The 12711-nt window shown below is 70.7% G+C and carries 10 protein-coding genes and 3 tRNA genes; 2 read left to right on the forward strand and 11 right to left on the reverse strand.

Going from position 1 to position 12711, the window contains the following annotated elements:
- Positions 1–10: 10 nt before the first annotated feature.
- The 5 genes from ACETWP_RS11420 to ACETWP_RS11440 form a co-directional block, all read right to left on the reverse strand.
- Positions 11–84 (reverse strand) — tRNA-Ile (locus ACETWP_RS11420).
- A 59-nt stretch (positions 85–143) separates the two neighbouring features.
- Positions 144–1337, reverse strand: coding sequence for a glycosyltransferase (locus tag ACETWP_RS11425; RefSeq protein ID WP_373972372.1), 1194 nt, complete (start codon positions 1335–1337; stop codon positions 144–146).
- A gap of 58 nt (positions 1338–1395) precedes the next feature.
- Positions 1396–2295, reverse strand: coding sequence for a DMT family transporter (locus ACETWP_RS11430; RefSeq protein ID WP_373972373.1), 900 nt, complete (start codon positions 2293–2295; stop codon positions 1396–1398).
- Positions 2283–2903: a CDP-alcohol phosphatidyltransferase family protein gene (locus ACETWP_RS11435; protein ID WP_373972374.1), complete on the reverse strand. Its 621-nt coding sequence runs from the start codon at positions 2901–2903 to the stop codon at positions 2283–2285. Before ACETWP_RS11435 ends, ACETWP_RS11430 begins: the two co-directional genes overlap by 13 nt.
- Positions 2904–2954: 51 nt before the next feature.
- Positions 2955–3707 carry a phage holin family protein gene (locus tag ACETWP_RS11440; protein ID WP_373972375.1) on the reverse strand — a complete coding sequence of 251 codons (753 nt, stop codon included), beginning with the start codon at positions 3705–3707 and terminating at the stop codon, positions 2955–2957.
- A 197-nt stretch (positions 3708–3904) separates the two neighbouring features.
- Between ACETWP_RS11440 and ACETWP_RS11445 the strand changes: the two genes are divergently transcribed.
- On the forward strand, positions 3905–5134 hold the full coding sequence (locus tag ACETWP_RS11445) for a multidrug effflux MFS transporter (RefSeq protein WP_373972388.1): 1230 nt from the start codon (positions 3905–3907) through the stop codon (positions 5132–5134).
- A gap of 61 nt (positions 5135–5195) precedes the next feature.
- Here ACETWP_RS11445 and ACETWP_RS11450 read toward each other — a convergent pair.
- Positions 5196–5268 (reverse strand) — tRNA-Asn (locus ACETWP_RS11450).
- Positions 5269–5441: 173 nt separating this feature from the next.
- Here ACETWP_RS11450 and ACETWP_RS11455 point away from each other — a divergent pair.
- A complete protein-coding gene (locus tag ACETWP_RS11455; protein ID WP_373972376.1) occupies positions 5442–6512 on the forward strand; it encodes an alanine racemase in 1071 nt (356 codons plus the stop codon).
- A 15-nt stretch (positions 6513–6527) separates the two neighbouring features.
- Here the strand turns inward: ACETWP_RS11455 and ACETWP_RS11460 are convergent, their stop codons facing one another.
- The 5 genes from ACETWP_RS11460 to dusB all read right to left on the reverse strand — a co-directional run bounded on the left by ACETWP_RS11460 (position 6528) and on the right by dusB (position 12652).
- Positions 6528–7964 (reverse strand): lipase maturation factor family protein, encoded by a 1437-nt coding sequence (locus ACETWP_RS11460; RefSeq protein ID WP_373972377.1) that lies wholly within the window; start codon positions 7962–7964, stop codon positions 6528–6530.
- A gap of 84 nt (positions 7965–8048) precedes the next feature.
- A tRNA-Asn gene (locus ACETWP_RS11465) sits at positions 8049–8124 on the reverse strand.
- 57 nt (positions 8125–8181) lie between these two features.
- Positions 8182–10074, reverse strand: a complete 1893-nt coding sequence (gene dnaG, locus ACETWP_RS11470) for a DNA primase (RefSeq protein ID WP_373972378.1) — start codon at positions 10072–10074, stop codon at positions 8182–8184.
- Between the two features lie 39 nt (positions 10075–10113).
- On the reverse strand, positions 10114–11463 hold the full coding sequence (locus tag ACETWP_RS11475; protein WP_373972379.1) for a deoxyguanosinetriphosphate triphosphohydrolase: 1350 nt from the start codon (positions 11461–11463) through the stop codon (positions 10114–10116).
- Positions 11456–12652: a tRNA dihydrouridine synthase DusB gene (dusB, locus tag ACETWP_RS11480; RefSeq protein WP_373972380.1), complete on the reverse strand. Its 1197-nt coding sequence runs from the start codon at positions 12650–12652 to the stop codon at positions 11456–11458. Before dusB ends, ACETWP_RS11475 begins: the two co-directional genes overlap by 8 nt.
- Positions 12653–12711 lie beyond the last annotated feature (59 nt).

The raw sequence follows: 12711 nt of genomic DNA on the forward strand, positions 1-12711 counted from the left end.
CGCGGGTTCGTAGGGCGAGTGGGGCTTGAACCCACGACCCAGGGATTATGAGTCCCTTGCTCTAACCAACTGAGCTATCGCCCCGCCGTCGTCGTGCCTGGCGGCACGGCGGCACCTGCCATCCTAGTGGACGGCGACGGGACCTACCTGTTGTCCAGGAAATCGTCCGCGCACGCGCCGCGGTACAGGCTCTCGAAGATGCGCATCGTCCTGTCCTGGCTGTGGGACACGGCCTTGCGGTGCCCCGCCTCGCCCATGGCGGCGCGGGTCGGCTCGTCCGCGGCGAGCACCGCGTCGAGCTTGGCCGCGAGCTCCGCCGCGTCGCCGGGCCGGAAGAGATGACCGCTGACGCCGTCGTCCACGAGGTGCGGCAGCGCCATCGCGTCCGCCAGGACCACGGGCTTGGACGCGGACAGCGCCTCGAGCGTCACGAGCGACTGGAGTTCGGCGGTGCCGGGCTGGCAGAACACGTCGCAGCGCAGATAGGCCCGGCGCAGCTCCGCGTCGTCCACGTGGCCGCGGAAGCGCACCCGCTCGGAGACGCCCTTCGACGCGGCGTGGCGCTCGAGACTCTCGCGCTGCTCGCCCCCGCCGATGACCTCGAGGTGCGGGGCGGGCCGCGTGGTGCTCAGCGCCAGCGCGTCGATGAGGACGTCGACGTTCTTCTCCACCGCGAGCCTGCCGACGAACAGGACGAGGGGGACGTCAGCCTTGGCCACCCGCTCGCCGGGGGCCGGCTCGTACTGGCTGGAGTCGATGCCGTTGGACAGCGGCAGCACCTTGTCCAGCCGCGCGTGCTGCTTCATGGCGCGCGCGGCCAGCGGCGTCGGGGTGGTCACCACGTCGGCCCGCCCCATGATCCGGCCCATGTCGCGCCACGAGTTCCGTGCCACGATCCGCTTGAACCAGCGCGGGAACGGCAGGAACGGGTCGAGGTTCTCCGGCATGAAGTGGTTCGTGGCGACGGTGCGCACGCTCCGCCGCCGCGCCTCGCGCAGGGCCGCCTGGCCCACCATGTAGTGGCACTGGGCGTGGACGACGTCGGGCCGGACGGCGTCGAGGATCCGGCCGATCTCGCGCTGCGCGTCCCAGGGGAAGCAGAGCCGGTACGTCGGGTGGGTGGGCGCGGCATGGGACCGCAGGCGGTGCACGGTGGCCTCCGGCTGGTGGTCGACGTAGCTGGGGCCGGAGTCGTAGCGCGCGGCGACCACGTGCACCTCGTGGCCGCGCTTCGCCATGGCCGACGCCAGCCGGTGCCCGAACACCGAGGCCCCGTTGACGTCCGGCGGATAGGTGTCCGCGGCGATCACGATCTTCAGTGGCTTGTCACCGGTCACGGGTGGGGGTACTCCTCGGTCGTTGGTCGGTTGGTCCGCGGCGGCCGCGCCGGGTGTTTCAGACGCCCTGCCGGCGGCGGGCCTCCTGTTGGCGCTGGAGGACGTCCGGGTGGTGTCGCGAGAGCGCGATGACCCCCACGATAGCAACGATGGCCGCCGCGGCCATGGACATCGCGGTGACGGGGTGCACGTCGGGTTGCAGCTCGTCGAGGACGACGATGCCGACCGCGATGCCCACGATGGGGTCGATCACGGTGAGCCCGGCGATGACCAGGTCCGGCGGCCCGCTGGCATACGCGTTCTGCACGAAGTACGTGCCGAGCAGCCCGGCGGCGGCGACCGCGGCGACGACGTACCACGCCACGTTGGCCAGGAAGAGGCCGTTCGGGTTCATCAGGCCGATCGCGATGGTGCGCACGAGCACGGCGACGAAACCGAAGAGGACGCCCGCGCCGATGATGTAGAAGAAGGCGTTGTGGCGATGCCGGAACGCGACCGCGGCCCCGCCGAAACCGGCGACGACCGCGGTGAGCAGGAGCACGGTGGTGAGCTCCTGGCGGACGCTGATCCCGTGGTTCTCCGCCGTCACGTTGATGGCGAGCAGCACGAACCCGATGCTCCCGGCCATGCACGCCACGATCGCGAGGACCGTGGGGCGGTTCATGCGGATGCCGTGCTCGCGGGAGTTCACGACGGTGGTGATGACCAGCGCGATCGCCCCGATGGGCTGGACCACGGTCAGCGGCGCGATCGCCAGCGCGTATACGTTCAGCGCCATGCCGATGACCAGCAGCAGCAGGCCGAACATCCACCGGGGATTCCGGAGGAGCCGCAGCATCCCCTGGGTGGTCACCGCCAGCCCGCCCGTGCTCGCCCTCACGGCTCCGCCCTGGCGCTGGGTGCCGAAAGCCAGGAAGAACGCGGCGACAACCGCGCAACCGACGGCTAGCCAGACCATGGTTTCCCGGCGCGGAGGGCGGCCGCCTTGCGGCGGGCCTGCAGGAAGTACCCGACCGCGGCGACAATGTGCAGGATGCAGCCGATGGCCAGGAGGACGGTGGCGACGGCGGTGATGGTGGCGCCGTGGGGTCCCTCGACGCGTCCGAAGAGCAGCAGCGGCGTTCCGGCGAGGAGCAGGGCCGTGCGGATCTTGCCCAGGTTGCTCACGGGCAGGTTCGGGCTGCCGCCAAAGAGGACGAGCGCGTTGACGATCAGCACGATGTCCGGGATGACGATCGAGTACACGAGCCAGGCCGGGGCGATTCCCGCGACGACGAAGGTCGCGGCGACGACGATCAGCGCCAGCCGGTCGGCGGCGGGGTCCAGCCACTTGCCCACGGTGGAGATCTGGTTCAGGCGCCGGGCCAGGTAGCCGTCCACCCAGTCGGTCGATCCGAGCACCGCCAGCGTCAGCGTCGCCCAGGCGTACTCGTGCTCGGCGACCAGCCAGACGAAGACGGGCACCAGCAGGAAACGCAGGACCGTCAGGACGTTCGGCACCGTCCAGAAGGTGCGGAGGACGCGGTACTCGATGTCGTCCCGTTCGCCGGCGCCGATGAACCTCACGCGTCGTTCCTTCCCTGGATGTCGAAGTCGGGCGGTCGGGCCGCGGGGAGCCTAGCGCTTCGCGAGTTGCCGGACGAAGGCGGCCAGGGCGACGAGCGACGCCGTCATCACCGCGAGCGGCTGCCACTTCTCCCGCAGCAGGCGGGCGGCGTCGTCGGTCGGGACATCGGAGACGCGCTCTTCCACGTACGCACCGGCCCGGTGGGCCGCCTCGGAGGCGCGCGTCTTGACGTCGAGCTTCGGGCCCAGGTCGTCGCGGATCTCGGCGAGGTGGTCGCGGCGCAGGCGCGAGCGGCGCAGCAGCTCGTCGTAGGGGACCTCGGGCGCCTTCTCGGCGGGTCGCTCGTCCTTCGGCGGGGCTTCGGGTTCCTCGGGCTTCTTGTCCAGCGTCGCGGGATCGAAGGACGACCCCTCCTTGAGAATGCCCAGGTCGTACCTGATGCCGCGCAGCGCGTCCTCGGGAACCAGCGGCAGCGCCTTCTTGACCTTGGAGACGCCGACCAGCGCGAAGATGCCCGCGAGGACCAGGAAGACCGCGGCGACCAGCAGGGCCGCGAGCCACGGCTCCATGACCTCGGCGAGTCCCATGATCGCGGCGACCAGGAGGGATACGGCCATGGCGGCGGCGAAGACCAGCGCGACGACGACGATGGCGGCGGCGACGCCGACCTGGATGCCCTTCGCCTTCATCTGGGCGATGGCCAGCTGAAGCTCGTCGTTCAGCTGCTTCGGGACCAGGCGCGCGCCGAGTCTGACGAGGCCCGCGAGTGACGTCCGACGTCGTTCGGGTGCGCTTCCTGCCATGGTGAGTCTCCAATCCTGTGCCGACCCGCGGCGGGCCAATCCACTCCAAAACTACCATCACGGGGTCCCCCTTCCTCCCCCGGCGAGCAGCCCGGGCGCCGGGCGTCCGGCCACGTCGCGGGCATCTCCGCGCGGCGCGGACATAGGATGGTCTCGCGCGCCGGCGCCGCCCCGGCACCCCCGCCAATCCCCCGAGGATCACCGTGCCCGGCACCCACTCCCGCCCCGCCGAACTCCCCCGCAGTCGCAAGCTGCTGTACGTCGTCGTGCTCGGCATGCTCACGGCGCTCGGGCCGTTCACCATCGACCTGTATCTCCCGGCCATCCCGGCCCTGCGCGACGATCTGGACATCACCGAGGCCGCCGCGCAGCTCACGCTGACCGGCGCGATCTTCGGCCTGGCGGCCGGGCAGCTGGTCGTCGGGCCGCTGAGCGACCGCGTCGGGCGCCGCGTCCCCCTCGTCGCCGCGGCGCTGCTGCACGTGGCGGCGTCGGTCGGCGCATCGATGTCGGACGAGCTTGGCGTGCTCATGGTTTTCCGCGTGCTGCAGGGCTTCGGGGCGGCGGGCGGGAGCGTGGTGGCCATCGCCATGGTGCGCGACATGTTCTCCGGCCTGCGCCTCGTGAAGATGATGAGCTACGTGGCGCTGGTCAACGGCATGGCGCCGATCTTCGCGCCCGTGATCGGTTCCCAGCTGCTGCTGGTCATGGACTGGCAGGGGTTGTTCGCCATCCTGGCGGTCTACGGCGCGGCGGCGGTGGTCGCCGGCGTCCTCCTGCTGGCGGAGACCCTCCCGCCCGAGCGGCGCCAGGCGGCCGGCACGTCGGTGCTCACCCGCTACGCCGCCGTGCTGCGCGACCGCATCTTCGTGGGGCTCCTGCTCGTGGGCGGCTTCAATTTCTCCGCGCTCTTCTCCTACCTCTCCGCGTCGCCGTTCGTCTTCCAGGACCTCTACGGGCTGACCGAACAGCAGTACGGCTTCCTGTTCATGGTCAATTCGCTGGGCATCGTCGCCGGCGTGCAGACCAGTGCGCGACTGGTCCGCCGGTTCGGCGCGCAGTGGATCATCGCCGCCGCGACGGCCGCGCAACTGGTGTTCGCCGCCGCCATCATCGTCAACGACCAGCTGGGGCTCGGCTTCTGGGGCACCGCCGTCCCGCTCTGGCTGTTCATCTGCGCCACCGGGTTCAACTTCCCGTGCATCCAGGCCCTCGCGCTCCACCGCCACGGGGCCCGGGCCGGCACGGCCGCCGCGCTGCTGGGCGCCGCGACGTTCGGCTTCTCCGGCGCCATCTCGCCGGTGGTCGGGCTGCTCGGCGTGGGGAGCGCGACGCCGATGGCGTCGGTCATGGCCGGATGCATCGCCCTGGCCATCGCGGCCCTGTGGCTGATCGTCCGCCCGCGGACGGTGCCGGTCATGGACTAGCGGCGACGCGCCCGCGAACGCGCAGAGGGCCCCGCCGGATGGCGGAGCCCTCTGCCCTAAGCTCCCCCGACTGGACTCGAACCAGTAACCCTTCGATTAACAGTCGAATGCTCTGCCAATTGAGCTACGGGGGAAGGAAGCGAGTAAAACCCTAGCAGGGCGCGGGCGCGGGAGGGAAATCCGCGCCGCCCGGCCCCACGGCACGGCCCGGCGCGGCCCCGGCGCCGCCCGCACCAGCCCCGGCGCCGGCCGCATCAGCCGCGCCGGCCGGGGATACGCTGGAGCCACGCCGCCGAAGGGAACCCCCATGACCGACTTCCGGACCACCCCGCACCTGTCCGTCCGCGTGCCCGTGCTGCGCCGGAACGTCGAGGGGATGGCGCGCTTCGCCGCGGGCCGCGGGATCGCCCTGAGGCCACACGCCAAGACGCACAAGAGCCTGGACATCGCCCGACTGCAGATCGCGGCCGGCGCGCGCGGCCTCACGGTCGCGACCCTCGGCGAGGCGGAGGTGTTCGCCCGTGGCGGGTTCGCGGATCTCTTCGTCGCCTACCCTCTGTGGCTCGACGACGTGAAGGCCCGGCGCATGCGCGCCCTGCTGGACGTCGCGGAGCTCCGGCTGGGCGTGGACTCCGTCGAGGGGGCCCGCCGCATGGCCGTCGCCGCGGGCGCGGACGCCACCCGGCTGCGCGTCCGGGTCGAGGTGGACAGTGGACACCACCGCAGCGGCACGACGCCGGCGCGCGCCGGCGAAGTGGCGGCCGCCGCGGCCGGGGCCGGCCTGGCCGTGGAGGGCGTCTTCACGTTTCCGGGCCATGGCTACGGACCCGGGAACGCCGCGCGGGCCGCGGCCGACGAGTCGGCGGCCCTGTCGGCGGCGCGCGACGCCGTGCTCGCCGAGGGCCTGCCGTGCCCCGTGCTCAGCGGCGGGTCGACGCCGACCGCGCACCACGCCGCGGGCTCGCCCGCGACCGAGCTGCGCCCGGGCGTCTACGTGTTCAACGACGCGCAGCAGCTCGAGAGCGGGACGTGCGGCGAGGAGGCCGTCGCCCTCACGGCCGTGTGCACGGTCGTCGGCTCGCGCGGGGGCACCGTGCTGGTGGACGCGGGGAGCAAGGTCCTCGGGGCGGACCGGCCCGCCTGGACCAGCGGTTTCGGCAGGGTGGCGGGCCACCCCCTGGCGCGCGTCGTCGCACTGTCCGAGCACCACGCCACCATCGACTGGGGCACGTCCCTCCACGTTCCCGTTCCCGGGGATCTGCTGCGCGTCATCCCGAACCACGTCTGCAACGCCGTGAACCTCGTGGACGAGCTGGCCGCGTCCGAGGACGGCTTCGACGCGATCTGGCCCGTCCACGCCCGCGGCCGCAACTCCTAACCGCGCGCCCTGGCGTTAGCCGCCGTCCCCGCGGCCCACCGGCGGGATCTGCAGGCGGCCCCGGTCCCGGACCCAGTAGGCCCCCGTTGCCCGGCGTTCCGCCCGCGTGGCGAAGCGGTAGTGGTACGACCAGACGCGCACCGAGCGGGGCTGCTCGCCGTCGAAGGGGTCCCTCCGCAGCAGGCGCAGCGTGGCCGGGTCGGCAGCCAGCAATTTGCCGAGGAAGGCGTAGAACCAGCGCTCGTGGACCGACCGCAGCGGCAGGAACCACATCAGCCAGTCCAGCCGGAGGTGGTAGGGCGCGAACTGCGCGGGGCGGCGCGTCACGTCCCCCGGCTTACCCTTGAACTCGTACTCCCACCACCGCGCGTCCGGGGCCGCGGCGTCGTCGCGCGTTCCCTCCACCACGATCTCGACGCGCTCGCGCGTCACGCTGCCGAAGGCGCCGTAGGCGTTGCCCAGTTGCCACCGGTTGAAGCTGGCGTTCATCAGTTGGCGCTTCGAGAACAGGTTGCGCAGCGCGGGGAAGCTCGCGGCGGCGAGTCCCAGCGAAGCCCCCAGGACCAGCACGTCCCACCATAGGGGGGCCGTGGGAGGGGTCCCGAGGTCCGCCGGGACGGCCGGAAGGAGCGCGTGGATCGTGCCGTCGCTCACCGCGCTGAACGCGAGCACGATGGCGATCCAGTTCAGCCACGCGAAATTGCCGGTGGCCACCAGCCACAGCTGCGTCAGGATGATCACGGCGGCCGCGACCGAGGCCACGGGTTGCGGCAGGAACAACAGGAACGGGACCACCAGTTGCGTGGCGTGGTTCCCGGCGGCCTCGATGCGGTGCCACCACGCGGGCAGGAGATGGGCCTGGCGGCTCAGGGGACCCGGCATCGGCTGGGTTTCATGGTGGTAGTACAGCGCGGTGAGGTTGCGCCAGGCCACGTCGCCGCGAAGCTTGATCATGCCGGCCCCGAATTCGAGCCGGAACACCAGCCAGGCGATGAGGATCAGGACGGTGGTCGGCGGGGGGACCTGGTTGGATCCGAGGAGTCCGACGGTGAATCCGGCCTCGAGCAGCAGCATCTCCCAGCCGAAGCCGTAGAAGGTTTGTCCCACGTTGACGACGGACATGTAGAGGCCCCACAGCGCGAGGAAGACCCCGAGGGGCAGCCACGGAGGACCGAGCTGCGGCAGGCCGAGCAGCACCGTGGATGCGAGCGCCACGCCGAGGACGCAGACGGCGACCAGCTTGCGGTCGGAGTATCCCCACCGACGGAACAGCGTGGGTCCGCGCGCCCCGCCGCGCTCCAGCAGGTCCGTGGTCGGCAGCAGGCCGTTCTCCCCCAGCAACGCCCTGAACTGGTTGAGCGTCGAGACGAAGGCGACGATGTAGAGCGCCGCCACTCCGCGCTGCAGGACCTGCCGCGCCAACTCGTAGTCGTTGCCCGCCAGCCACTCCACACGCCCATCGTAGGACGGCGGAACCGGACCCGCCACGCATGCGAAGGGTCCCCGCCCTCAACTGAGGACGGGGACCCTTCGATCTGGCTCCCCCGACTGGACTCGAACCAGTAACCCTTCGATTAACAGTCGAATGCTCTGCCAATTGAGCTACGGGGGAAAGCAACAGGTACGACTATACAAGAGGCCCCGCGCCGGTGCTAAATCGACACACCGGCTAGTCTTCGCGCAGTGACCGGCGCCGCAGCTCGAGCTCCATCAGCTCGCGGTTGATCTGCTGGTAGCCAGCGGGGTCCGCGGCCGGATCCATGCGCTGCAGACGGCCGATCTTCTCAGCCTTCAGGCGGGTGATCTGCAGTTCGAACAGGCGGTTCATGATGTCCCGGCAGTAGCGGACCAGGGCCTCGTCGGAGTTCGCGGGCAGCGGGATGACCGCCAGCTCCGAGACGAAGGGGCGCAACGGCTCCGGGACCTCCTGCCGGATCGACTCGACCCACTGCGCCGGCGTCGCCCCCGATGCGCCCGCCGCCCGGACGGCGTCGTGCACGACGGCGTGCGCCGGGGCCATGAACCTCGCGTCGTAGAACGCCTGCCACTGGTCCGGGGTGAGCATCGAGGGCTGCTGCAGGACCACCTCGAGCGACTCCCGCTCCATGCGGGCGACGGGATCGCGCGGATCCGGACGCTCGTAGGCGGGACCCGCGGGCCGGGTCTCCGCCTCCCGGCGCCGCGGTTCCCCCCGGTTCCCGTCCCCGCGTCCGCCGTGGTCCTCGGACTCCCGGCCGCGCTTGGCCGCGGCGCCGATGGACCTGTTGACCTCGTCCATGTCCATGCCCAGCCAGCCGGCCAGCTCACGGGCGTAGGCGGGACGCATCGCGGAGTCGCGGATGCCGGCGATGATCGGCGCCGATGCGCGGAGCGCCTGCACGCGACCTTCGACCGTGTTGAGGTCGAACCGCTTCAGCCCCACCTTGATGGCGAACTCGAACAGCGGGCGCTTGGAGTCGATGAGCTCGCGGACGGCCTCGGGGCCGCGGTGCTGGCGCAGTTCGCAGGGATCGGAGCCGGAGGGCTCGACGGCGACGTAGGTCTGCGCGGTGAAGCGCTGGTCCTCCTCGAAGGCGCGCAAGGCTGCCTTCTGCCCCGCCGCGTCGCCGTCGAACGTGAAGACGACCTCGCCGCCGGTGCCGTCGTCCTGCAGGAGCCGGCGCGCGATCTTGATGTGGTCCGCGCCGAAGGCGGTGCCGCACGTCGCGACGGCCGTCCCGATGCCGGACAGGTGGCACGCCATGACGTCGGTGTAGCCCTCGACCACCACGATCTGCCGGTTCTTCGTGATCTCCCGCTTGGCAAGGTCGACCCCGTACAGCACTTGCGACTTCTTGTAGAGCTGCGTCTCCGGGGTGTTCAGGTACTTCGGCCCCTGGTCGTCCTCGTAGAGCTTGCGGGCGCCGAAACCGATCGTTGCCCCCGTGAGATCCCGGATGGGCCAGATCAGCCGGCCCCGGAACCTGTCGTAGATGCCGCGGTTGCCCTCGGAGAACATGCCGGTGAGCTTGAGTTCGTCGTCGCGGAAGCCCTTGTTGCGCAGGTGCTTGAGCAGCGCGTCCCAACCCTTGGGCGCGTAGCCCACGCCGAACTGGGCGCAGGCCGCCTGGTCGAAGCCACGCTCGGCGAGGAAGTCGCGGCCTGTCTGCGCCTCGCTGGCGGAGAGCTGCTCGCGGAAGAACTCCTCGGCGATCTTATGCGCGTCCAGCAGCCTCTGCCGACGGCCGACCTCCTGTTTATTGGGGCCGCTCCCGCCGTCCTCGTAGCGCAACTCGAAGCCGATTCGTCCGGCGAGGCGCTCCACCGTTTCGGTGAACGTCGTGTGGTCCATCTTCTGGATGAAGGAGATGACGTCGCCGCTCTCTCCGCACCCGAAGCAGTGGAACGTGCCCACCTGCGGGCGGACGTGGAAGCTGGGACTGCGTTCGTCGTGGAAGGGGCAGAGGCCCTTGAAGGAACCGACACCGGCCGACCGGAGGGTGACGTAGCCATCGATCACTTCCTTGATGTCCGTGCGCGAACGGACCTCGTCGATGTCTTCGCGTTTGATCAGGCCGGCCATGCCCCCAGTCTAGTTGTCGGCGGGGACAGCCCGGCGCCGCTAGAAAAGCTCGCTGCTGAACGAGTGGCCCTGCACCAGGGTCGCGTGCCATTCGATCGCCGAGCCGTCGGTGAGCGAGGCCACCTGGTCGATGATCGCCCGCAGGCGGCCGGCATCGTCGGCCGCGTCGCGCCAGTCGGCGGCGAACATCGGTTCGAGGTAGCGGTCCCCCGTGTCGTCGAGGAGCGCCACGAGATCCGAGAGCACGTCCTGCTGCCGCTGGTAGATCGGGCGCCGCTCCTCGCTGGTCATCACGTACGCCGTCGCGAGCCCCTTCATCGCAGCGATCTCGTGTTCGGTCTCGAGCGGGACGATCAGGCGGCCGTTGAATCGCGTCAAGGGATCGGGACCGAACTCGGCGCGCGTCGCCTCGAGGGCCGATTGGCAGAAGCGGCCGATGAACTGGCTCGTCATGTCCTTGAGGGCGGCCATGGACCGGCGCGAGCCGTCGGCGAGCGGAACCCACTCCTCCGTCGCCTCCAGCCGCTTCAGGGCGGCGTCGATGTTCTCGTCCGGCTCACCGGGCAGGTACCAGCGGCGCGTGTACTCGATGACGCGGGCGCGCTGGTCCGGGTCCCGGATCCAGCGCAGCTGGAACCTCCCCGCGACGATGGCGTCCTCGACGTCGTGCACCGAGTACGAGATGTCGTCGGCGAGGTCCATGACCTGCGCCTCGACGCAGGTCTGCTGGGGTTCCGGGCGCGGGCCGGATGCGCCGTCGTCGTTCCCGGAGCGCAACCAGTCGTAGACCGGCAGGTCGTCGTCGTAGACGCCGAACTTCCTGGTCGTCTTCCCGTTCCTCAGGGGTGCTTCGGCCCGGCGCCACGGGTACTTGCAGGCCGCGTCCAGCGTCGCGCGGGTCAGGTTCAGGCCCGCGGAGTCGCCGTTCCCGCGGAAGGTCTTGGTTTCGAGCCGGGTCAGGAGCCGCAGTGTCTGCGCGTTGCCCTCGAAACCGCCGATGTGTTCGGACAGCTTGTCCAGCGCCTTCTCTCCGTTGTGGCCGAAAGGCGGATGCCCGAGGTCGTGTGCAAGGCAGGCGGTGTCCACGACATCGGGGTCGCACCCGAGCGTTCCCCCCAGTTCGCGGCCGACCTGCGCGACCTCCAGGGAGTGCGTCAGCCGCGTGCGGACGAAGTCGTCGGAATACGGGGCAACGACCTGCGTCTTGGCGCCGAGGCGGCGCAGGGCCGAGGAGTGGAGGACCCGCGCGCGGTCCCGCTCGAAGCTGGTGCGGTACGACTTCTTCGGCGGCTCGGGCACCCACCGCTCTTCGTCGTACGGCGTGTAGCCGGGGGTGCGGCGCCGGTCTTCCGGCGACGAGGCGGGCACGACGGCGGCGCGCTCAGCCACCGGAGACGTCCAGTTCCGCCGCGGAGATCATGGATTTGTGGGCGGCGGACAATTCGCGGCTCTCGAGCCATCCGTCGGGCAACGCGGTCCTCTTGGGCGAACCGGCGCGGCCACGGGGCCCCTCGGCGTCGGCGCCCGGGTAGGGAGCGTCGGCGTCGAGCTGCGCCAGGAGCTCGCGCAGCACCTCGAGGGTGGGGACGGCGGCGAGGGCCGCGCGCAGTTCACCGCCGACCGTGTAGCCCTTGAAGTACCAGGCAACGTGCTTGCGGATGTCGCGGAGCGCCTTGCCCTCGTCTTCGAAGTAGTCGACGAGTAGTTCAGCGTGGCGGTGGAAGCTGTCCGCGACCTCCTTCAACCCCGGCCGGAAACGGCGGTCCGTGCCTTCGAACGCCGCTTGGAGATCCCCGAAGAGCCATGGCCGTCCCTGGCAGCCGCGGCCGATGACGACGCCGTCGACCCCGGTTTGCTCGACCATGCGCACCGCGTCCTCGGCGCTCCAGATGTCGCCGTTGCCGAGAACCGGGATGTCCGGCAGGGACTCGCGCAGTTCGGCGATGGCGTTCCAATCGGCCTGGCCCGAGTAGTGCTGGCTGGCTGTCCGCCCGTGCAGCGCGACGGCGGCGACACCGGCGTCGCGGGCAATCTTCCCGGCCTCGATGAAGGTGAGGTGGTCCTCGTCGATACCCTTGCGCATCTTGATGGTCAAGGGGACGTCGCCGCGCGCGGCCTCGCGGGTGGCTGCGTTGACGATCGCCGTGAAGAGGTCGGTTTTCCACGGGAGCGCCGAGCCGCCGCCCCGCCGGGTGACCTTGGGCACTGGGCAGCCGAAGTTCAGGTCGATGTGATCCGCCCGGTCCTCTTCGACGAGTAGCCGCACCGCGGCTCCGACGGTATGCGGATCGACGCCGTAGAGCTGTACGGAGCGCACCGCCTCGTCCTCGTCGTGGGAGATGATGCGCATCGACATGTCGTTGCGCTCCACCAACGCGCGCGACGTCACCATCTCGGCCACATACAGGCCCCCGCCGTACTCCCGGCAAAGGCGGCGAAAGGCCTTATTGGTGATGCCTGCCATCGGAGCCAGCACCACCGGCACGTCCACGGTGAGCTTGCCTAGCTTCAGCGGAGGCAGCTCGAGCCGCGCGGGCGCTTCGGTGGTTGCGATGGGGGTCTCAGCAGTAACGGTCACTCCCCTATTGTCCCAAACGCTGGCAAATCGGACCGAACCTGTATGCCTAGGACGCCTTG

The sequence above is a fragment of the Arthrobacter halodurans genome (genome assembly GCF_041877255.1).
Lineage (GTDB): Bacteria > Actinomycetota > Actinomycetes > Actinomycetales > Micrococcaceae > Arthrobacter_N > Arthrobacter_N halodurans.